The sequence below is a fragment of the Pseudoalteromonas sp. T1lg88 genome (assembly GCF_002964765.1).
In the GTDB taxonomy this organism is placed as follows: Bacteria; Pseudomonadota; Gammaproteobacteria; order Enterobacterales; family Alteromonadaceae; genus Pseudoalteromonas.
In genome coordinates this window covers 79,354-101,354 of sequence record NZ_PQCF01000001.1, presented here as the reverse complement: position 1 = coordinate 101,354, position 22,001 = coordinate 79,354, and the positions used below count along the sequence as shown (strand labels likewise).

The 22,001-nt window shown below is 50.5% G+C and carries 19 protein-coding genes and 1 pseudogene; 12 read left to right on the top strand and 8 right to left on the bottom strand.

Annotated elements, in window-relative coordinates; all coding sequences use genetic code 11:
• Positions 1-186 precede the first annotated feature (186 nt).
• The 4 genes and pseudogenes from prfC to C2M34_RS00420 all read left to right on the top strand — a co-directional run bounded on the left by prfC (position 187) and on the right by C2M34_RS00420 (position 5,372).
• Positions 187-1,773: a peptide chain release factor 3 gene (gene prfC / locus C2M34_RS00435; protein WP_105199662.1), complete on the top strand. Its 1,587-nt coding sequence runs from the start codon at positions 187-189 to the stop codon at positions 1,771-1,773.
• Positions 1,774-1,832: 59 nt separating this feature from the next.
• Positions 1,833-3,574, top strand: a pseudogene (gene argS / locus C2M34_RS00430) (arginine--tRNA ligase).
• A 392-nt stretch (positions 3,575-3,966) separates the two neighbouring features.
• On the top strand, positions 3,967-4,605 hold the full coding sequence (gene pdxH, locus C2M34_RS00425; RefSeq protein ID WP_105213227.1) for a pyridoxamine 5'-phosphate oxidase: 639 nt from the start codon (positions 3,967-3,969) through the stop codon (positions 4,603-4,605).
• Positions 4,605-5,372, top strand: coding sequence for a TatD family hydrolase (locus C2M34_RS00420; RefSeq protein ID WP_105257777.1), 768 nt, complete (start codon positions 4,605-4,607; stop codon positions 5,370-5,372). Before pdxH ends, C2M34_RS00420 begins: the two co-directional genes overlap by 1 nt.
• On the opposite strand, the gene C2M34_RS00415 is transcribed toward C2M34_RS00420, so the two are convergent.
• Positions 5,339-5,962: an AhpA/YtjB family protein gene (locus C2M34_RS00415; protein ID WP_105199770.1), complete on the bottom strand. Its 624-nt coding sequence runs from the start codon at positions 5,960-5,962 to the stop codon at positions 5,339-5,341. The two genes, C2M34_RS00420 and C2M34_RS00415, sit on opposite strands and share 34 nt — an antisense overlap.
• 88 nt (positions 5,963-6,050) lie before the next feature.
• On the opposite strand from C2M34_RS00415, the gene serB reads away from it, so the two are divergent.
• From serB to C2M34_RS00400, 3 genes are all read left to right on the top strand, one after another.
• Complete coding sequence (gene serB, locus C2M34_RS00410; RefSeq protein ID WP_199878756.1) at positions 6,051-7,064, top strand: phosphoserine phosphatase SerB; 1,014 nt, start codon at positions 6,051-6,053, stop codon at positions 7,062-7,064.
• 243 nt (positions 7,065-7,307) lie between these two features.
• Positions 7,308-8,678 carry a DNA repair protein RadA gene (gene radA, locus C2M34_RS00405; protein ID WP_105213225.1) on the top strand — a complete coding sequence of 457 codons (1,371 nt, stop codon included), beginning with the start codon at positions 7,308-7,310 and terminating at the stop codon, positions 8,676-8,678.
• A gap of 52 nt (positions 8,679-8,730) precedes the next feature.
• Positions 8,731-9,639 (top strand): hypothetical protein, encoded by a 909-nt coding sequence (locus C2M34_RS00400; protein WP_105257776.1) that lies wholly within the window; start codon positions 8,731-8,733, stop codon positions 9,637-9,639.
• A 142-nt stretch (positions 9,640-9,781) separates the two neighbouring features.
• Here C2M34_RS00400 and C2M34_RS00395 read toward each other — a convergent pair whose 3' ends face one another.
• Both C2M34_RS00395 and C2M34_RS00390 read right to left on the bottom strand, forming a co-directional pair.
• Complete coding sequence (locus tag C2M34_RS00395) at positions 9,782-10,141, bottom strand: hypothetical protein (RefSeq protein ID WP_105255694.1); 360 nt, start codon at positions 10,139-10,141, stop codon at positions 9,782-9,784.
• 82 nt (positions 10,142-10,223) lie between these two features.
• The gene (locus C2M34_RS00390) at positions 10,224-10,748 is read right to left on the bottom strand and encodes a hypothetical protein (RefSeq protein ID WP_158677895.1); all 525 of its coding nucleotides are present in this window, start codon (positions 10,746-10,748) and stop codon (positions 10,224-10,226) included.
• A 183-nt stretch (positions 10,749-10,931) separates the two neighbouring features.
• Here C2M34_RS00390 and yghU point away from each other — a divergent pair, with 183 nt between their 5' ends.
• On the top strand, positions 10,932-11,771 hold the full coding sequence (yghU, locus tag C2M34_RS00385; protein WP_105213221.1) for a glutathione-dependent disulfide-bond oxidoreductase: 840 nt from the start codon (positions 10,932-10,934) through the stop codon (positions 11,769-11,771).
• Positions 11,772-11,845: 74 nt separating this feature from the next.
• Here the strand turns inward: yghU and serA are convergent, their stop codons facing one another.
• The 5 genes from serA to C2M34_RS00355 form a co-directional block, all read right to left on the bottom strand.
• Positions 11,846-13,075 carry a phosphoglycerate dehydrogenase gene (gene serA, locus C2M34_RS00380; RefSeq protein WP_105199670.1) on the bottom strand — a complete coding sequence of 410 codons (1,230 nt, stop codon included), beginning with the start codon at positions 13,073-13,075 and terminating at the stop codon, positions 11,846-11,848.
• 13 nt (positions 13,076-13,088) lie between these two features.
• A complete protein-coding gene (gene rpiA, locus C2M34_RS00375) occupies positions 13,089-13,742 on the bottom strand; it encodes a ribose-5-phosphate isomerase RpiA (RefSeq protein WP_105199671.1) in 654 nt (217 codons plus the stop codon).
• A gap of 49 nt (positions 13,743-13,791) precedes the next feature.
• Complete coding sequence (locus tag C2M34_RS00370) at positions 13,792-14,391, bottom strand: 5-formyltetrahydrofolate cyclo-ligase (RefSeq protein WP_105257774.1); 600 nt, start codon at positions 14,389-14,391, stop codon at positions 13,792-13,794.
• Positions 14,392-14,683: 292 nt separating this feature from the next.
• Positions 14,684-16,222, bottom strand: coding sequence for a S10 family peptidase (locus tag C2M34_RS00360; RefSeq protein WP_105257773.1), 1,539 nt, complete (start codon positions 16,220-16,222; stop codon positions 14,684-14,686).
• A 60-nt stretch (positions 16,223-16,282) separates the two neighbouring features.
• Positions 16,283-17,167, bottom strand: coding sequence for a dTDP-4-dehydrorhamnose reductase family protein (locus tag C2M34_RS00355; RefSeq protein ID WP_105257772.1), 885 nt, complete (start codon positions 17,165-17,167; stop codon positions 16,283-16,285).
• A gap of 398 nt (positions 17,168-17,565) precedes the next feature.
• Between C2M34_RS00355 and C2M34_RS00350 the strand changes: the two genes are divergently transcribed.
• The 4 genes from C2M34_RS00350 (at position 17,566) to mrcB (ending at position 21,911) form a co-directional block, all read left to right on the top strand.
• Positions 17,566-17,904 (top strand): P-II family nitrogen regulator, encoded by a 339-nt coding sequence (locus C2M34_RS00350; RefSeq protein ID WP_105257771.1) that lies wholly within the window; start codon positions 17,566-17,568, stop codon positions 17,902-17,904.
• A gap of 11 nt (positions 17,905-17,915) precedes the next feature.
• Positions 17,916-19,145, top strand: coding sequence for an ammonium transporter (locus C2M34_RS00345; protein WP_105257770.1), 1,230 nt, complete (start codon positions 17,916-17,918; stop codon positions 19,143-19,145).
• Positions 19,146-19,234: 89 nt separating this feature from the next.
• Positions 19,235-19,396 carry a YqaE/Pmp3 family membrane protein gene (locus tag C2M34_RS00340; protein WP_105199678.1) on the top strand — a complete coding sequence of 54 codons (162 nt, stop codon included), beginning with the start codon at positions 19,235-19,237 and terminating at the stop codon, positions 19,394-19,396.
• Between the two features lie 220 nt (positions 19,397-19,616).
• Positions 19,617-21,911 carry a penicillin-binding protein 1B gene (gene mrcB / locus C2M34_RS00335; protein ID WP_105257769.1) on the top strand — a complete coding sequence of 765 codons (2,295 nt, stop codon included), beginning with the start codon at positions 19,617-19,619 and terminating at the stop codon, positions 21,909-21,911.
• Positions 21,912-22,001 lie beyond the last annotated feature (90 nt).

Below are 22,001 nucleotides of genomic sequence, written 5' to 3'. Positions count from 1 at the left end.
ACAAAAAAATTATACAAAATGCTCAGCAATAATACACATAGGTGGGTCATGAAGTCACTTTTACTTGTATTCGACGCTTTTGTGCACACCCTAAAGTCGGTATAATCTCGCGTATTAATGTCTTTAAAATTTAATTGCGACTTAACCGCCTCGCCGTGGTTGGGTCGACAGCTCATAAGTGACCGCATGTCAGAATTAATACAGCAAATTAATAAGCGTCGCACCTTTGCGATCATCTCTCACCCGGATGCGGGTAAAACAACCATCACCGAGAAGGTACTCCTGTTCGGTCAGGCCATTCAAAAGGCCGGTACGGTTAAGGGCCGAGGCTCTAACCAGCATGCCAAATCGGACTGGATGGAAATGGAAAAAGAGCGTGGTATCTCGGTCACCACTTCTGTGATGCAGTTTCCTTACAATGAGCGCTTAGTTAACCTGCTGGACACCCCGGGACACGAAGACTTCTCGGAAGATACCTACCGTACCCTGACCGCCGTTGACTCCTGTTTGATGGTGATCGACGCCGCCAAGGGTGTAGAGGACCGTACTCGTAAGCTGATGGAAGTAACGCGTTTACGTGATACGCCGATAGTTACGTTCATGAACAAATTGGACCGCGATATTCGTGACCCAATGGAGCTTCTGGATGAGGTGGAAACCGAGCTTAACATCATGTGTGCGCCCATCACCTGGCCTATCGGCTGTGGTAAAGAATTTAAGGGCGTATACCACCTGCACCGTGATGAGACCATCTTGTATCAAACGGGTCACGGCCATACCATTCAGGAAGTTCGCACCATCAAGGGGCTGGACAGCGCCGAGCTAGATGCCGCCGTGGGTGAGAGCCTGGCCGAGCAACTGCGTGAAGAAATCGAACTGGTGCAAGGTGCGTCAAACGAATTTGATCTGGAAATGTTCCTAAGCGGTGAGCTAACGCCTGTGTATTTCGGTACTGCACTTGGTAACTTCGGTGTTGACCATATGCTTGACGGTTTAACCGAGTGGGCGCCGGCACCTATGCCGCGTAAAACCGATGATGAGCGTGAAGTGAGCGCAGAAGACGAGAAGTTCACCGGCTTCGTCTTTAAAATTCAGGCCAATATGGACCCGAAACACCGCGACCGCATCGCCTTTATGCGTATTGTATCGGGTAAATACACTCAAGGCATGAAGATGAATCATGTGCGCTTAGGTAAGCAGGTGAGTATTTCTGATGCCGTAACCTTTATGGCCGGTGACCGTGAGCGCGCGCAAGATGCTTACGCTGGCGACATCATAGGTCTGCACAACCATGGTACCATTCAAATCGGTGATACCTTTACCGACGGTGAAAAGCTCAAATTCAGCGGTATTCCAAACTTTGCCCCTGAATTGTTCCGCCGGATTCGTTTGAAAGATCCACTGAAGCAAAAGCAATTGCTTAAAGGCCTGGTACAGCTTTCAGAAGAAGGCGCGGTGCAGGTATTCCGCCCGCTTATCAACAACGACTTGATCGTAGGTGCCGTAGGTGTGCTGCAGTTCGACGTGGTTGTGGCGCGCTTAAAAGCGGAATACAAGGTAGATGCCATTTATGAGAGCGTTAACGTTAACACTGCGCGCTGGGTATCAAGCGCTGACGTGAAGAAGTTTGAAGAATTCAAACGTAAGTGTGAAGCGAACCTGGCTCTTGATGGCGGTGATAACCTCACCTACATAGCGCCAACCCGTGTAAACTTAAATCTGTCGATGGAACGCTATCCTGAAGTGAACTTCAGTGAGACCCGTGAACACTAATCGCCCCTAATTTATCCCGGCCAGCGTAATGCTGGCCCAATTGCAAGGTAACTGCAACGATGAACATTAAACAAATTTTAATCGACAAAGCCAATGCCGCCATGCTTGCTGCGGGGCTTGAAGAAGGCACTAATCCAGCGGTAACGCAAAGCACGCGTCCGCAGTTCGGCGATTATCAAATCAATGGCGCCATGGGCGCGGCCAAAAAATTAAAAACCAACCCCCGTGAACTGGCGCAAAAAATTATTGATGCTCTCGACGTATCTGATTTAGCGGATAAGGTTGAAATCGCCGGCCCGGGTTTTATCAATATTCACCTTAAGCCTGAGTTCCTGGCCGAGTCTGTTGCCAGCGCCAACCAGGACGCCAAACTGGGTGTGGCCGAGCATGCGAAAGCCGACACGGTTGTGGTTGACTATTCATCACCAAACCTGGCCAAAGAAATGCACGTGGGTCACCTGCGCTCCACCATTATCGGTGATGCCATTGCCCGCACTCTGGAGTTCCGTGGCGACAAAGTGATTCGTCAGAACCACATGGGTGACTGGGGTACGCAATTCGGTATGTTGATTGCGCACCTAGAAGACCTGCTTAATGACGGTGTTGACCTGGAAAAGGTGGCCTTGGCCGACCTTGAGAGTTTCTACCGTGACGCGAAAAAGCGTTTCGATGATGAGGAAGGCTTTGCCGATCGTGCCCGTGAGTACGTGGTAAAACTGCAGCAAGGCGATGCTCACTGCGACAAGCTATGGCAGATGTTTATCGACACTTCCGTGAAGCACTCAGAAGAGGTATACGAAAAGCTGAATGTAACTCTTAAGCGTGAAGATATCTACGCGGAAAGTGCCTACAACAGCGAGCTACAGCGCATGATCGATGTGCTGCGCGAACAAGGCATTGCCAAAGAAGACCAAGGTGCCCAGGTGGTATTCCTTGATGAGCTAGCCAACAAAGATGGCGAGCCTTCGGTGTTTATCGTGCAAAAATCTGGTGGTGGCTTCCTCTATGCCACGACCGACCTTGCGGCCTGTGAATATCGTTCACAGAAGCTAGGTGCGGATCGCATCATGATTTTCGTAGATGCCCGTCAAAGCCTGCACTTTAGCCAGGTTGAAATCACCGCCCGTAAGGCCGGTTTATTACGCGATGAAACCAGCTACGAATTCTGCCCGTTCGGCACCATGATGGGTGAAGACGGCAAGCCATTTAAAACCCGTACCGGCGGCACGGTAAAACTGGCTGACCTGCTTGATGAAGCGGTGACGCGTGCTAAGGCCAAGCTGTCTGAGCGTGAGTCGCCGTTAATGACCAGGAGCAGGAAGAGATCGCCACTAAGGTGGGTATTGGCGCGGTGAAATATGCGGATCTGTCGAAGAACCGTACCAGCGACTATATCTTTAACTGGGACACCATGCTGAGCTTTGAAGGTGCTACGGCTCCTTACCTGCAATATGCCTATACTCGTGTTAAGAGTATCTTCCGCAAGGCCGGCATCGACAGCGCCGCGCATCAGGCACCGGTAGTGATTGCCGAGCCACAGGAAAAAGCGTTGGCCATTAAACTGATGCAGTTTGAAGAAGTGCTGGATCAAATGGTCGGTGACGCTACGCCGCACGTATTGTGTGGTTACCTGTATGAGCTGGCAAGCCTGTATATGAGCTTCTACGAAGCCTGCCCAGTATTAAAAGAGGGTGTGAGCGAGGAAGATAAGAACAGCCGTTTGGTGCTGTGTTCGCTAGTGGCGAAGACTTTACGCCAAGGTCTAGATTTACTCGGCATCGAGGTTATGGAGCAAATGTAATCTCAGCGGCGTGTAGTTCGTTTTGACGGCGTTGGTACTCTTTTTGAACACTAGTCACATACTTTATGTATGCTCCTAGGTATAAAAAAGAGTACCGCCTTGTCAGCACTTCTACACTTGCTGAATCAGGCGGCCTGTAGTTCGCTTTAGCTGCGTTAGAGAAATGATTGAGTCAGAGTCACATACTTTATGTATGCTCCTTGACATAAATCATTTCTCTGCCTAGCTAGCACTCCTACACTTGCTGATGTGATTTGTAGGTCGGTGCTCTGCGCCGACAAGATAGCTGATAGTTCGTTTGTCGGGATTAAATTCCGATCTACAACCTATATTTGCGGCTTTAGCCTTGCCATTTGTGTTTTAGACGGCGGTGATAATTAGAAGGATTTGCTATGAAACTTGATGATATTCGTCGTGAATATTTACAAGGCGGGTTGGATGAGAGCATGCTCGAGGCCACGCCCATTGCGCAATTTGAGAAGTGGCTAGAGCAGGCTATAAAGGCGCAAATTCCAGACCCAACGGCCATGGTGGTGGCGACTGTGGATGAGCATGGTCAGCCTTCGCAGCGCATTGTGTTGTTGAAAAACCTGGATGAAAACGGCTTTGTTTTCTTTACCAACACCGGCTCGCGTAAGGCCAGTGAATTGGCGAAGAACAACAAGATCAGCCTGCATTTCCCCTGGCATATGTTTGAGCGTCAGGTAATAGTCTATGGCGAAGCTCAGCCCTTGCCGGTATCCGATGTGGCCAAGTACTTCTTATCCCGTCCTAAAGAAAGCCAGCTCGCAGCCTGGGCATCAAGCCAGAGCCGACCCGTGTCTTCACGCCAGGTGTTGATGGAAAAATTCGCGCAAATGAAGAACAAGTTTGCCAAGGGGGAGATCCCCTTACCGGATTTCTGGGGCGGTTATTGCGTAAAGCCCACCAAGGTGGAGTTTTGGCAAGGCGGCGCCCATCGCCTGCACGACCGCTTTATGTATATTCGCCAGGAAGATAACAGCTGGCGTGTTGAGCGCTTAAACCCCTGATGCGCTTTATTGACTCCCACTGTCATCTCGATTTTAGCGAATTCGATGAGGATAGGGCGCAGTGTATTGCCAATGCTCTGTCGCTGGGAGTCACACACCTTGTGGTGCCGGGCGTGAGCCTGGCACAATGCAAAAATCTGCTGACCTTCACCAAACAATACCCCACGACCTATATCAGCGCCGGCCTGCACCCATACTTTCTTGCCCAGCATCACGACTCGCATATCGCCGAGCTGAGTGATTTAATTGCGGCCAATCGCGACAGTTTTGTCGCCGTTGGCGAATGTGGTCTGGATAGAAGTATCGGTGAGCTAGAGAAACAGCAAAGCCTATTTGAGGCGCAAATCGCTTTGGCCAATGAATTTGAGCTGCCGTTGATTGTCCACCACAGGCAAAGTCACGACCTAATCGCTGCCAGCTTTAAGCGCTGCCCGCCCAAATTCGGTGGTGTGATCCATGCGTTTTCCGGCTCACAGCAGGTGGCCCAAAGTTACATCAAGGCCGGATTTAAACTCGGGGTGGGGGGCACCATCACCTATCCCAGAGCACAAAAAACTCAGCAAGCTTTGCACCATGTGGGCGTCGAGCATCTGCTACTCGAAACCGATGCGCCCAGCATGCCCTTGTGTGGTTATCAGGGGCAAAGAAATACCCCAGAGCGCATACCTAATGTGTTTTTAGCCCTGGCCGCGCTGTTACAACGGCAGGACTATGAGGCCTTAAGCGAGCAGCTTTATCTAAACTGCTTGGCTTTTGTGCGAAAGTAGCGCTTTAACTGCCAGCGCTTTAGACCGCGCCCAAGTTGCCAGGTAAAGATGCAGCAAATAAACAGCATCAGCAGCACCTGGCGACCCACCTCATGAATATAGCGGTGGCTGGTGTCTATAGCTGTTTGTGGCAGGTAGTTGACCCGGGCAAAACCTATGGGTTTGTTGTCTTGTGGCGAGGTGATGGGCACCACTATGGGTTGTGTAAGCTTGCTGATCCCCGGTGTAGCCTGAGTGATCCCCAAGTCAGATTGATAGGGACTGTAGGCCTCGCTGTGTGCCTGAGCCGTGCCATGTATATCGTAAATAACCGCGCTTTGGATCACCGCATCGCTGCTGAGTTGATTGGCCAGCTCACCCAGGCGAGGCTTGTTGTTTTGCTCCAACGGCACAGCTGCGGTCAGCGCCAGCTGCTGCGACAGGCTTTTGGCACTGTGATAGCCTTGCTGGTAAAGCATATGGTGACCCTGAAAGCTGGTGTTAAAGGCCATCCAGGTCAGTAACACAAAACACAGCGCGGCAAAGATCAAGCGTCTAAGACGTTGCCATCGCGAGCTGCGCACCGGATTTTTTACTTGTTTATTTTTCATATCACTCATGTGGTTACTGACTTTCGTGGCTATCGGTGATTAAATTGGCAATGCCGTATCACGACTACATTTCGCCTGGGAGCCTTTGATGTCACAGCCTAATATTGCCTTTTCCACTTTAGCACAGCAAGACGATCTGTCCTTAAGTAATCAGCTAAGTTTAAACCTTTGGTATGACATCGACCATCCGTCTTTGGTGGCAGAAAACGCGCCTCAACCCCCAACTTATGTACTGCTATTCGGTTTTCAACTGGGTATGCAAGTGGCTAATTTAATACAACAATTACAACAATGGTCCGGTCAAGTCAGCGCCGTTTGCCGCTTTGAAGCCGACAGTGATTTGCCTCCGGCCTTTGTCTTTGTCGTGCATGGCGGGATGCCGGAATTGGCGCAGCAACTTAAGCAATATGGCGCCGACAATGGCGTGCAATGCGCGGCACTGGTTAATCCGCCTAAGCTGAGCGAGCCCGGATTACTGGTGATGGATATGGACTCCACCGCCATTACCATTGAATGTATCGATGAAATCGCCCGCCTAGGTGGCGTTTATGAAGAAGTGGCGGCGGTGACCGCACAGGCCATGGCCGGAAAACTTGAATTTAGCGCCAGCCTGCGCCAGCGGGTCGCTAAGTTAACGGGGATCCCGTTAGACCTGGTGACCGAACTACAAAGCCAGTTACCGCTTATGCCCGGCATAGAGCAGGTCTGTGAGGTTTTGAAACAACATAATTGGCATCTGGCCATAGCTTCTGGGGGCTTTGTGCCCTTCGCCGCTCAGGTGCAAAGGTTGTTAGATCTGGACCGTATTCATGCCAATGAGTTGGATGATGATGGTCAGGTCTTAGTGGGCACTGTGAGTGGGAAAATCGTCGATGCCGAGGAAAAGGCACGCTTTCTGTGTGCCTATCGCGATGAGCTGGGCCTGGCAAAAGCACAAACTCTGGCCATAGGCGATGGTGCCAATGATCTGCCGATGCTGCATCAGGCCGGTTTAGGCGTGGCGGTGCATGGTAAGGCTAAGGTGGTGGCCGAGGCCCCTGCGGCGATCACCGCTGGCAGCCTGGCACAACTGCTTTATTTTTTAACTATTCCGGCACGTTAACCAATACTTTGTAACCACTTAATAGGGTGCTCGACCAGACTTGGGTGGGCGCCTATATACACCTGCACCAGGCGCGGTATCAGCTCGTTTATGGCAGGACACCCATTCCCTTGCGCCCTTATTAAACCATTACCCAGAGGTGAAAAACCGTTATACTGACAGTCAAATTATTGTTTATTCTTTAATTACGCAAGTTTAAGCGCAAGGTTTAAACACAACCCAAGTAAAAGTTATGCCCTCACTATGGTAAAAAAGAAAACAGCCTTTGTATGTAACGAGTGTGGTGCCGAGTTCGCGCGCTGGCAAGGCCAGTGCAGTGAATGTAAGGCCTGGAACACGGTGACCGAATTTCGCGTGCCCTCGGTTAAAAACACCGGCCGCAGCAGTGCTACCAGCGGCTATGCCGGCCAGGTAGAAGCCAAAATTCAAACCCTGGACGAAGTTAACTTAGAAAGCCTGCCGCGCTTTTCCACCGGCTTTATCGAGTTTGATAGGGTGCTCGGGGGAGGCGTGGTGCCGGGTAGCGCCATTTTGATCGGTGGTGAGCCGGGTGCCGGTAAAAGTACCATCTTGTTGCAAACCATGTGTGGCCTGGCCGAGAACATGAAAACCTTGTATGTCACCGGCGAGGAGTCGCTGCAACAGGTGGCCATGCGCGCCAAACGTTTGGGCCTGCCTACCGATAAGATGCAGACCCTGGCGGAAACCAATGTGGAAACCATTTGCCAGCTGGCGCTGCGTGAAAAACCCGGCATCATGGTTATCGACTCTATTCAGGTGATGCATATGGCCGATATTCAATCGGCCCCAGGCAGTGTTTCTCAGGTACGTGAAAGCGCCGCTTACCTCACCCGTTTTGCCAAACAAAACCAGATTGCCATACTTATGGTGGGTCATGTGACCAAAGACGGTTCTCTGGCCGGTCCTAAGGTGCTCGAGCACTGTATCGATTGTTCTATCTTGCTCGAGGGCAGCAGCGACAGCCGTTTTCGTACCCTGCGTGGCAATAAAAACCGTTTTGGTGCGGTCAATGAGCTGGGTGTGTTTGCCATGACGGGTCAGGGGCTGCGTGAGGTTAAAAACCCCTCCGCTATTTTTTTAAATCGCTCCCAGGAGCAGACGCCGGGCTCCTTGGTCATGGTGATCTGGGAAGGGACGCGTCCGCTGTTGGTGGAAGTGCAGGCGCTGGTGGACTATTCTCAGTTGGCTAACCCCCGTCGCGTGACCGTGGGCTTAGAGCAAAACCGTTTGGCCATGCTCTTGGCTGTGCTGCACCGCCATGGTGGCCTGCAGGTGGCGGATCAAGACGTTTTCGTCAATGTGGTTGGCGGCGTTAAGGTATCAGAAACCAGTGCCGATTTAGCATTAATTGTGGCCCTGGTTTCCAGCTTTAAGAACTACAGCTTGGAGCGAGAATTGGTGGTGTTTGGCGAGGTGGGCCTAGGCGGTGAAATTCGTCCCGTACCCAGCGGTCAGGAGCGTTTACGCGAGGCCGCCAAACACGGCTTTAAACGGGCCATAGTGCCGGTAGATAATAAACCGAAAGAGCCGATAGAGGGCATGCAGGTGCAGGCGGTTGCCAGCCTCAGCGAGGCTCTCGAAGCATTATTTTAGGGTTGTGCCCTTAATTTAACTCGGAGCGTGGACAGCTCCAAAGGAACTTAGTATGAAGAGACTACTTATTGTTGCCGCCCTCGGGGCCATGGCATTTGGCGGTTATAGCTACGCTAATTATTATGTCAGTAAAGAAGCCCGCAAAGACGTCGACGACTACTTATTGCAGCTACAGGCCCAAACCGGCCTGGATGTGCGCTATAAGGAAATAAGTAGCAACCTCTTCAACCAAAGCCTGGAGCTTAATAGGGTCGTGGTTAAAGGGCCTGATGGTGTGCAATTTGCTGATATCGACAGCATAGAGTTAGCGGGTTTCAATCCGATGCAGGCGAGCGATAATACTCGCATGGCCATAAATAACATGACCTTTATGGGCCCTGTGGTGGTGGAGATGCAGGAGCTCGACGGCGAGCGTATCAATGTGGTCAGCGAATTTAATTACAGCGCCGATAACGGTGATGCCGACACTAAGACCGTGATCAATGCCGGCAAGCTCGCCGATGTCGAGTTTAGCTTTGCCATGACCAACTCTCAGTCGCTGATGGCTCTGCGCCAGCAATTTGAAGAGCTAGAACAAAACGGGCAGGGTAATTTGCAACAGCAACTGGCGCTACAAAGCCAGCTGATGACGGCCATGACCGAGTTGGTGCCGAAAAGCTTCAGCTTTAAGCTGGACAATAACGGCAAACTTAAGGACCTGATACAAAGGGTGATTGCCGAGCAGGGCCTGACCTACGAGCAGTTTCAGCAACAGGCGCAGCAGCATCTAAGCATGTCACCAGCGCCGCAAACTTTGCGTGATGCGGCATTGGGCTTTATCGAAGGCACAGAGCAGTTTAAGGTTTCCGTGTCTTTACCCGAGGGCACGACCGTGGCCCAGGTTAATGAGCAGATGATGACCTTGATGGGTCACCCAGAAGAGTTGGCCAAGTATTTTAATTTAAAGGCCTCGGGTAAATAACCCTTTAGGGTTTGTTTAGGAAAAGCCGGATATTAATCCGGCTTTTTTGTGCATTCTCAGCCCGTTTTTATGTATATGGGGTACAGCGCCTAAGCTTTAGTTAGGGGCGCAGCTTTCTGTACACCTTGCCTTGTATCCCACCCTAAAACGCACTTGTTTTATCAATTTTAGTGCCGCAATAAAGGCAAGTATAGTGTCTAGCCGAGACAACCCGTGCGCAACTACCGCATACATTTGCAGGGGCAAATTTACCATCCAATGTACCATCCCGTAGATCAATTTCTTTCATTTTCGAAAGGAGCAGTTCTCGGTTAAAGCCAACCTCTTCGAGGAGCTCACTCATGGCCATGCAAACCAGAGAAAGGTGGTCGACTTTGCTTTGCAGCTCAACGATGTCGTATTGATTATCTGTAGCTTTGCGGTCAACCTGCCTAGTTCGCTCGGCTGCTTCGGTTTTCGTTTGCTCAAGACGGTACTGCTGAAATATATCGAATAGATCCACTTTTACCTCATTAGGGTTATTACTTGGCTGTAATGACAGTTAGCCAGTGCTTGTATTTTCTTTCGTAGCTGTTTTGTTGGCGTCAACCTAGATATTTCTGTTTTGGAATCTCACGGGCTTCAAGCTCTGTTAATTTTTCGGAGAGATATTTTCGAATATCATGGAGTGAAATGTTTTTGGGAACACCTATGGATAAGTTAAAACCCTGAGGGTCGCCAAATATGATTAACTTTCCATCGGGAACTGCAGCATTCGGTATATCTGTCAGTGACCATCCCATTAAATCTTTATAATCCTCTGTACGAGAATATTTTGTGCCAGTAATGATGACGGACGTTTCACTCAAAGAAATGGTAAGTATTTCTATTCGATTCCATTTAGAGATTAGCTCAGCTGCTGGGCCTGCGACCATACAGAACAGCATGGCCAGCAGTGTGAAGTCCCACATCACCGCTTTGTTTGTTAATAAAGCTGAGAGAGGTATTAGAATCAATGGAATTAGAGCGTACCCAATGGCCGATATGGTGATCAATAGTGGGTGGTACTCCGCTTGGTTTTGTAATTTTGCGCGCGCGGCGGCAATCTCTTTTGGCTCTGTCCATTTCATAGTTACTAACAAATTACTCTCGACCAAATGGGTCTTTCCTTGTTTAACTTATTTTTAACACACCAGCTAACTTATTGCTATGCATTGGCTTTGACTTACCTTTAGAGCGTTATCCCTTGTAATATTTTATTTCGACCATAGGTCTAGTAGCTCAGTGGCGCAAAATTATGCAAAGGAGCATTCATGAGCACAACCCCCTATACTCCGCCTAAGGTCTGGCAGTTTGATAGTGAAAATGGCGGCAAATGGGCCAGTCTGAATAAACCAACATCCGGCGCAACCTTTGAACAGCATTTGCCGCGCGGACAACATCCGTTTCAGCTTTATTCATTGGCCACTCCCAACGGCCAAAAAGTAACTATTATGTTTGAAGAGCTGCTGGCTAAGGGGATCAGCGATGCGGAGTATGATGCATTCTTGATTGAAATTAGTGAAGGCTCGCAGTTTGGCTCTGATTTTGTCGCCATCAACCCTAATTCAAAAATCCCCGCCTTGTTAGACACCAGCACCTCACCGGCGACCCGGGTCTTTGAATCGGGCTCTATTTTGCTGTATTTGGCAGAGAAGTTTTCTTCATTTATTCCCAAGGATGCGCAGGCTAAAACCGAGTGTATGAACTGGTTGTTTTGGCAAATGGGCAGTGCCCCCTACGTGGGAGGTGGTTTTGGTCACTTCTATGCTTATGCGCCGGAGCCCATGGAGTACCCCATTAACCGTTTCGCCATGGAAACCAAGCGCCAGTTGGATGTGCTAGATAAGCACTTGGCACAAAACGAATACATGGCCGGGGATGAATACTCCATTGCCGACATGGCTATCTGGCCCTGGTATGGTGCTCTGGTGCTGGGCAAGGCGTACGATGCTGCCGAGTTTTTATCCGTGCATGAATATCGTCATTTACTTGCCTGGGCGAAGAAAATTGAACAACGCCCTGCGGTACAGCGCGGTCGACGCGTTAATCGCACTTGGGGCGACGAAGATGAGCAATTGCGCGAGCGCCACAGCGCCGCCGACTTGGACTAATTAATAAATCTACAGGCACAAAAAAGCACAGCCTAGGCTGTGCTTTTTCATATACGAGCACTGCTGTTGATAGCTTAGTGCAAGATACGGGCGCGAATGGTGCCGTCTACGGCACTCAGTTCTTTTAGCGCCACCTCCGAGTGGTCGCTGTCTACATCGATAACTACATAGCCTATGCTTTCGTCCGTTTGCAGGTACTGAGCGGCGATGTTGATACCGTGCTGGGCAAAGGCTTGGTTAATCTGCGTTAGCACACCCGGGCGGTTTTGGTGAATATGGAGCAGACGGCTGCGGTTAGCCAGCTCCGGCAGGGCTACCTCAGGGAAGTTGACAGCCGTCATGCTTGAACCGTTATCCGAGTACTTGGCCAGCTTGCCAGCTACCTCAACGCCAATGCTTTCCTGCGCTTCCTGAGTTGAGCCACCCACATGCGGAGTCAAAATCACATTATCGAATTGACGTAGCGGCGAGATAAACTCTTCGTCATTTGATTTTGGTTCCACCGGGAATACATCGATGGCGGCGCCAGAGAGGCTTTTATCTTCCAGAGCTTCGGCCAGGGCATCAATATCCACTACAGTGCCGCGCGAGGCGTTAATCAGTATGCTGCCTTTTTTCATCACTGCCAGCTCGGCGGTGCCGATGAGGTTTTTTGTTTGCGGTGTTTCCGGTACGTGCAGGCTTACCACATCCGAGCTTTGCAATAGCTGGGTCAGGTTTTGGATCTGCTGGGCATTACCCAAAGATAGCTTGTCTTCGATATCATAGTACTGCACCGTCATACCTATGTTTTCGGCCATGATGCCAAGCTGGGTACCGATATGGCCATAACCTATAATACCTAAGGTTTTACCACGGGCTTCGAATGAGCCTTCGGCGGTTTTTAACCACTGACCGCGGTGGGCCATGGCGTTGCGTAAAGGAATGCCGCGTAATAACAGCAGGATTTCACCCAATACCAGTTCGGCAACCGAGCGGGTGTTGGAAAAAGGCGCGTTAAATACAGCGATACCGCGTTGTTTGGCAGCGCTTAAATCCACCTGGTTGGTGCCGATGCAGAAGCAGCCCACGGCAATCAGCTTTTGTGCCGCGTCCAGTACCGCTTCGGTGATTTGCGTGCGTGAGCGAATACCCACAATGTGGGCATCGCTGATACGCTCGATGAGCTCATTTTCAGGTAACGATGTTTTGACATAGTCGATATTGCTGTAGCCGTTGCGCTTGAGTGTTTCAATTGCGCTTTGGTGTACACCTTCCAGCAAGAGAATCTTAATTTTATCTTTTGCTAACGATACCTTACTCATGTTCCTCATTCCTCTAACGTGTAGTTGGGCCCTCCGGCGTGCCGATGATCACTGTGTCGGCGCCGCGGTGAGCGAATAGGCCGTTGGTAACCACACCAACAACCTGATTTAAAGTTTGTTCCAGTGACTTGGCATCTGTGATCTGCAGGTTGTGCACATCTAAAATTACATTGCCGTTATCTGTCACTACGCCTTGTCGATAAACAGGGTCACCGCCAAGTTTTACAATTTCGCGGGCCACATAGCTGCGGGCCATGGGGATCACTTCGACGGGCAGTGGAAAATCGCCCAGAGTGTCGACCAATTTGCTGCTATCGACGATACAAATAAATTCTTTAGCCACGGCGGCTACAATTTTTTCGCGGGTTAACGCGGCGCCACCGCCCTTGATCATTTCGTTAGCGCCATTGATTTCATCGGCACCATCAACATAAATGTCCAGGCTATCAACATCATTTAATTCAAATACTTCGATACCCAGAGCCTTTAGGCGTTCGGTCGAAGCTTGCGAACTAGATACCGCACCGCGGATATCGTCTTTCATTGTTGCCAGGGCATCAATAAAGTGATTAACCGTTGAACCGGTGCCCACACCAACAATGGTGTCTTTCTTTACATAATCGAGTGCGGCCCAGGCGGCCGCCTTTTTCATTTCGTCTTGAGTCATGTTGTGCTCGCAAATGAGTTAATAGCTAAGGTTGCGGACTATTGTACCACTACCCGTGAGGGCAATAAATTCGCTCTGGGGTGACAATGTAATCTAATGGCACATCCCAACTGGCCACCGGCAGCGTATCTAGGTGCTGACATTGGTGCGCCACGCCGATTAATTTGGGGCGATGGGGCGCATCCGGTGGTATCTGGGCAAAGGTGCGGTCGTAATATCCGCCACCCATGCCTAAGCGATTACCCTGGCTATCAAAAGCCACCAAGGGGGTTAGGATAAAATCCAACGCCGCAACGGGGCTTACATGACTGCAATTCAACTCGGGCTCCAAGATACCATAGCGGTTAGTGCTCATGGGTGAATTTTCTTCATATCTCTGAAAGAGCAAATGCACCCCGGTAAAGGGGTGGAGAATGGGTAGAAATGGGGTCGCTTTATTTTGCCATAGCCATTGAAATACGGGGTCTAGATTGGGTTCGCCATCATTGCTTAAATAGGTGCCTACTCGAGCGCTTTTAGGGTCTTTTATGACTTGAGAAATATTAATTTTCAGCGCGTTCGCGGCACTTTTTTGTTCTTCTGAAGTAAGCTTTTTGCGTAAATTTCGCATTCGCTTTCGAATGTCAACACGTTGCTCGTCAAATTGCATAGGGCTCTTACATTAAAATTTAAACAGTTTGAGATAAGGAATAGCTCACACCTGGTATGGCTAGAAACACAGTGATCAGTACCAGGATAATTATTAATAACGAATGGCGATATTGTTCACTCATCTATCCCATGGCCATCATTGGCAGTGCTGTTGGCGACTCGATCACACTTAGGCTTGAGTATAAATCCTTTTATTTAAAAAGAAAAAACCTAGCGGTAGGCGCCCATAAGGCATAAAAAACGCCGCACTAAAAAGCGCGGCGCAGTTGCGGTTTAGCAGCTCCAAATTTTTAGTACTTGGCCGCTTCCCCTTCTGCCGGTAGGGCATTGATAATAAAGTCGCGCAGGTCGTTGTTGGAGCTTTCTAAGTCGGCGCGACGCAGATACATCATATGGCCGCTGCGGTAGCCTTTAAAGCTCAGGCGCTCTTTCATCTTGCCGCTTGGATCCAGTTGCCACATGGTGTATTTGGCATCGAAATAGTTGGTGGCACCGTCGAAGTAACCGGCTTGAACCAGCACATTCAGATAAGGGTTTTGCGCCATGGCCAAACGCAGGTTTTCACCTGTGTTGTTGTTGCTGCGATCCCAAGGGTGAACCGAGCCAAACATATTGTATTTAACGTCGGTTTTATAATTTAGCTCTTCACGCAGATAGTAGTTGATGGCCGGGGTAAAGGAATGCAACCAAGAGGTTAGCTCGGCCCAGTAGTCCGGGCGGTCGCCGGCGTTGCGCTTGTCTATGCCCAGGTAGCGTGAGTCCAGACGGCCCACTGTTTTACCCTGGCTGCGCAGCAACTCTTTCCAGAACGACGAGGTAGGAATATCCAGGTTGTTGTTTTCCACGTAAGTCGGCGATACACCGGCATAGCGCGCCATTTGCGCGACAATACGCTGCTTTTCTTCGGCGCCGATAAAGCCGCCTTTAGCTATGGCGGGGATCAATTCGTTGACGGTAAAGTCTTCAACCTGAGGCAATAGCTCATCCAGGTCAAGGGCTTGCAGCTCGGCGTCCAGGGCTTTGTGATACCAGGCGGTGGCGGCAAAATAAGGCAGGCGGTTGGCCGCTTCTACCGGACCTTCACGCTTGATGCCAATCTCGGTGGGCGATACCAAGACCACGCCATTGAGGTACATCCATTGGCTGTTTTGCAGTGCCAATGCCAGACCCGAAACGCGGGTGGTGCCGTAGCTCTCACCGATTAAAAACTTCGGTGAGCGCCAGCGGTTGTGGCGGCTCACAAAGGTATTTAACCACTCGGCCAAGTATTTAATATCGGCATTAACGCCAAAAAACATGTCTTTTTGCTGATCGCGACTAGGCAGTTTGCCATCGGCACCGGCCAGCACACGTGAATAACCTGTATTCACCGGGTTCACATAAAGGATATCCGCCACATCAAGTACCGAATAGGGGTTCTCTTTTACGCCATAAGGCTGTACCGGGTAACCTTCGTCGTCGATTTTTAGCACTTTGGGGCCGGTGTAGGCTAGGTGCATCCAGACCGAGGCAGAGCCCGGGCCGCCGTTAAATGAAATCAACAGCGGGCGCTTGGTATCGTCATCCACACCGCCGCGCTTGTAGTAGGTATAGTGCAAGGTGGCGACTGCATCGCCGTTGTCATTCCATACCGGCTGAGTGCCGGTTTCGGCACTATAAGAAATGCGCTCGCCGTTAATGCGGGCCTTATGCTCGGTAATGACCTTGCTGTCGATATCGATTTGGCGACCATGGGCCGCGGCATTATGTTGGTCTACCTCGGCCAGCGCCGATGGGGCGATCACCACGGCCAAAGACAGGGCCACGGCTTTTAGATGGGTTGCAAACATGATTTACCTTTTGGTTTTTCTTTTCGCTCCATTAAAGGTGCTTGTATTGGAAACTACAAGTTATTGCGATAAGTGGGGCGTTAGCACCTCGGCGATGCGCTTGGCAAAATCGTTGTTTATTTCAATTCCATGTAAGGCAAGTCGCGTGTCTTTAAGGGTGCAATCCAAGGGGCGCGTGGCGGCATTGTTAGCGGTTGCTACGGGGGCTGGGCTCAAGGCGCTTGCGTCCAGGTCCAAAAGCGGCGCCATGGCTTTGGCCATATCCAGCTTGGTTAAGCGCTCCTGGGCACTGAGGTGATAGATCCCTTCTAGCTCAGAGCCCAAGGTGATTATGGCGCCAGCCAAGGCATTGGCGATATCTGCGGTGTCGGTGGGAAAGCGCTGACATTCATTATCGAAGTGGGTGACGCCGTTTTGCAGTTGCTCGGCAATGACGGTTACCGCCGACTCACCGAGATAACCAACTTCACCGTAAAGCACGGGAATGCGAACAATGGCCGCGCTCGGGTAGTGGGCTTGCAATAAGGCTTCGCTGCGCGCCTTGGATTGGCCGTAAAGATTTAACGGGTTTACCTCGGCGTCCTCAGCATAGGGCGGGTTGCGGCCATCGAAGACATAATCGGTGCTAATAAAAATCAGCTTACAAGTGAACTGCTCACAGCACTTGGCAATATGCTCGGTGACCGCGCAGTTAAATTGGATGCTCTGCTCGGGGTCATTATCGAATTTGTCCGGATTGCGCTCGGCGGCGCTGTGAATAAAAAAGTCCGGTTGATGCGTTGCGAACAGGGTGCTGATGGCCTCTTTATCAAACAGATCTACTTTGACTATGGGTGCCTGTGCGCGGGAAAAACCCAAGCCTGTCACCTGATGAGTGGGGGTTAGGTGCGTAAAAAGGGCGCGGCCCAGCAGTCCGGTGGCACCGGAGACGATGATTTTAGCCATAACTTTGCTCTCTAACGGCAGGGGAAAGCGGCAGCCTAACTGTGGTGAAGGGTAAAGTCAAAGTGTCCATTATGGTCTCAAAATGCGTATGTTTACGTTGAAAGTTAACTAGTTAAGCTGACTCGCGGTTGGCGGCGCTCAAGCCTATGGTGTGTTGCTGCCGGCGTTTGAGGCTGGAAAAGCAGCTATGCTTATTCTCATTGCTTCATAGTAAACGGGCTGTGGCCTTGTGCCTTGCACAGCTTTGGCAAAAACCCCCTTTTAACGCACCAAGTTGGTGCGTTTTTTGTGCGCATTAAAAGTTATCTTTTTGTTAATTAAAGAGAAAATATTTTGGCACAAAGATTGATTTTATCTGGAGGAAGAATAATAAACCGAATTGCCTACGAGGGGGCCATATGAAAATGATCAGTGCCATCATCAAGCCATTTAAGCTCGATGAAGTGCGAGAAGCGTTAGCAGAGCAGGGAATAGAGGGAATGACGGTAGTGGATGTTAAGGGCTTTGGCCGCCAGCGCGGGCATACCGAACTCTACCGAGGTGCCGAGTATAGGGTGGACTTTATTCCCAAAATTAAAATCGAGATTGCCACGCGTAGCGACAATGTGGAGCGAGTAGTAGAGCTGATCACCCGGGTTGCCAACAGCGGCAAAATAGGCGACGGCAAGATATTTGTTTTCGATCTTGAGCAAATCGTGCGCATCCGAACGGGTGAGCTTGATGAAGAAGCGATTTAGGGGGCGCAGTCATGGAAAACACCATAGTTGAATTACAATTCTCATTGAACACCTTTTACTTTTTGATCTCCGGCGTGCTGGTTATGTGGATGGCGGCGGGCTTTGCCATGCTGGAAGCCGGCTTGGTGCGTTCGAAGAACACCACCGAGATCCTGACCAAGAACGTCGCCCTTTATGCCATTGCCTGTACCATGTTTTTGCTGGTTGGTTACAACATCATGTATGTGGGTAACAGCGAGGGCGGTTTTGTGCCCAGCTTTGGCTCCTTGATTGGCACTCAGGCCAGTGACGCCGATCATGCGCTGGAGTCTGATTTCTTCTTCCAAGTGGTTTTTGTGGCTACGGCCATGTCCATTGTCTCCGGCGCCGTAGCCGAGCGCATGAAACTCTGGGCTTTTTTGATCTTTTGTGTGGTCATGACCGGCCTGCTATATCCCATTGAGGGCTACTGGACCTGGGGCGGCGGTTTTCTGTCGGCCATGGGTTTTGTCGACTTTGCGGGTTCGGGCATAGTGCATGGCGCCGGTGCCGCTGCAGCCTTGGCTGGGGTCTTGCTGCTGGGGGCGCGTCGTGGCAAATACGGCAAGCATGGTGAAATCTATCCGATTCCCGGTTCTAACCTGCCGCTTGCGACCTTGGGTACCTTTATCCTATGGATGGGCTGGTTTGGTTTTAACGGTGGCTCGCAACTGCTTATCAGTGATGCGGAAAATGCTACCGCGGTGGGCAAAATCATGCTTAACACCAATGCTGCTGCTGCGGCCGGTGCCATTGCTTCCCTACTGGTATGTAAAACCTACTGGGGCAAGGCAGATTTGACCATGGTGCTCAATGGTGCACTGGCGGGTTTGGTGGTGATCACCGCGGATCCGGCCTCGCCATCACCCTTGTTGGCGCTCTTGCTTGGTGCCATAGGTGGCATGGTGGTGGTCTTCAGTATTGTGGTTTTGGATAAGATGCATATCGACGATCCCGTGGGGGCTATTTCGGTGCACGGCGTGTGCGGAGCGCTTGGCCTGATGCTGGTGCCTCTGTCTAATAGTGAGGCCAGTTACGCGACTCAGTTTATTGGTATCTTATGTATCTTTGGCTTTGTCTTTGTCGCATCCTCTCTGGTATGGGGAATTTTAAAAAGTACGGTGGGGATCCGCGTGAGTGAGGAAGAAGAGCTCAGTGGCATGGATCAACATGATTGCGGTATCGATGCCTATCCCGAGTTTGTATCGGTACGTTCAAGTTAATCAGCTAGTTATTACTTACAGCGGCGAGTTTATCTCGCCGTTTTTTATGACTATAATTCCATTTTCAGTCCCTTTAAAAGGTTCCAATCATGGACAATAAATTACTACTGATCATACTTTCAATCTTTTTGCCGCCCGTTGCCGTATTTCTAAAGGCCGGTGCCGGTAAGCACTTAATTATCAATATTATTCTGTGCTTTCTATTCTTTTTGCCTGCGGTTATTCATGCCCTATGGGTATCAACCCGCTAAGCCCTTCTAACTGAGCAGACAGCCAAGCGCACAGCTCTGCCTGCCTCTGAGTCAGATATATTCTGATTTTGATAAGCTAACAAAAGTCAGTACCAGTTAAGCTAGCCCTGGTTAGCCTTAACCTGCACCCTGTCTTGGCATACTCTTGGGCAATTAATTTTGTTCATGAGTATGTTAAGCTTCCACCAATTTTTCATTCAAGCCACGCATTTTCAATCCTATGGCGACAAAAAAGACACCGACAAAGAAACAACCGAAGAGAAAACCTAAGGCCGCACCTGGGTCAAAAATGAGGCGCCTGGGTAAGCGGTTATTTTCCTTAGCCTGGAAAATCGCCCTGGTCACTGTTATCAGCGTGGCCCTGTATATGATTTACCTTGATGCCAAGGTAACGCGACAGTTCGAGGGCAATAAATGGCAGTTGCCGGCTCAGGTATATGCCCGCGCCATGACCTTTTACCCGGGGCAATACCTGTCCATGGACGAGGTGGAATGGGAGCTTAAGCGCCTTAACTATACCCAGGTAACCAAGCTCAATCACACCGGCCAATATGAGCAAAGCAAAACCCGCTTGCGTATTTATCGTCGTGCCTTCGAGTTTGCCGACGCCAATGAAGAGGCCCGTATTATTGAGCTGCGCTTTAGCGGCAACAAGGTTGCCAGCGTCAAAAACAATATAGGTCAACGTCTTGAGAGTGCTCGTTTGGAGCCGGTGCAAATAGCCCGTATCGGTAATGACGAAACTCAGGACCGCGAATTTGTGCCGCTCGATAAATTCCCAGACTTGCTAAAAGACACCTTACTGGTGGTTGAAGACCGCAACTTCTATAAGCACCATGGGGTGTCCTTATGGTCCATTATGCGTGCTCTTTACGCCAATATTCGCGCCGGCCGCACGGTGCAAGGTGGCAGCACCCTGACCCAACAGCTGGCAAAAAATTTCTACCTTACTCGTGAACGCTCACTGGTGCGCAAAATCAACGAGGCCTTGATAGCCCTTATTCTTGATTATCGTTATACCAAGGACGAGATCCTTGAAGCCTACCTAAATGAAGTGTATCTGGGCCAGTCATATACCAAGGGTGTACATGGTATGGGTCTGGCGGCGGAGTTTTATTTCTCTAAGCCCATCGACGAGCTGGAGTTTGACCAAATAGCCCTGCTGGTGGCCTTGGTTAAAGGGCCATCTTATTACAACCCTCGCCGCTATGAAGAGCGCACCATGGAACGTCGCGATCTGGTACTCAGGCTGATGGCGGAAGATGGCCTTATCAGCACCACAGAATATCGTAATGCCCTTAATCGTCCGCTGGATGTTGCGCCTATGCGCCGGGATATAGACAAAACCTATCCGGGTTATTTAGAGCTGGTTAATCGCCAGTTGAAGGAGTTGCTCACCGACAAGGAAACCCTGGATGCCGGAGTGCGGGTCTTTACTTACCTGGACCTGCAAAAGCAGGAAGCCATGGAAGATGCCATCGCCCAGTCCTTGCCTTATTTAGAGAAGCGCCCGAAAACCGAGCAACTTGAAGCAGCCATGCTTTCGGTGAATCGTCAGGTGGGTGGGGTCTCGGCTCTGGTTGCCGGTCGTGATATGCGTTATTCCGGCTTTAACCGGGTGCTGGATACCAAGCGTAATATTGGCTCCTTGGTGAAGCCGGCCGTGTATCTGAGCGCCTTGCAGGTGCCGCGTTATAATCTCGGTACCTTGCTGCATGATGAACCGCTGGAAATCACCGACGAGCGCGGTAAAGTTTGGCGTCCGGATAACTTCGACCACCAATTCCGCGGTGCCTTGCCGCTGTATAAGGCCTTTAGCAACAGTATTAATATTCCGGCGGTGAATCTGGGCCTGGATATCGGTGTCGACAAGGTGGCCAACACCTTAGAAGGTTTGGGTGTGGAAAGTCATATCAACCAGTTTCCTTCCTTGCTGCTGGGGGCCTTGGAGCTGTCCAGCTATGAGGTGGCACAACTTTATACCACCTTGGCAAACGACGGTGCCTATACCCGTTTAACCAGTATTTCGGCCTTGACCGACAACGGCGGCAAGCTGCTGTATCAGCACAAGCCGCAGTGGCAACAGCGCTTCCCTAAGGATGCCATGTATATGACCAAATATGGTATGAAGCGGGTGACCAAGGACGGCACGGGTAAACGTTTGAATAAGCATTTCCCCACCATACAGTTGGCGGGTAAAACCGGCACCAGTAACAATCTGCGTGATAGTTGGTATGGCGGTTTTGACCAAAATACCGTGACCGTGGCCTGGTTGGGACGCGATGATAACCAAAGTACCGGCCTGACCGGTGCGGTGGGTGCCTTGGAGATGTATATTCGTTATCTGCGCCAGCTAAATCCGCAGTCCATTGCCGATGAACGTCCAGAGGGGATTCGTTGGGCCTTTATTAACGAGCAAACCGGTATGCAGGCACCGCCAGGGTGTGGCAAGGTGATTCAACTGCCGATACGGGCCAGCGAATTTAACCCCAGACCTAGCTGTGTGCGTCCTTAAGGGCGCGCACTGAATGTAAAAAAAACCGCCCATTGGCGGTTTTTTTATGGGTGTTATGAGTTGCTTACCTTCGGCTTAGCTAAGGTACTG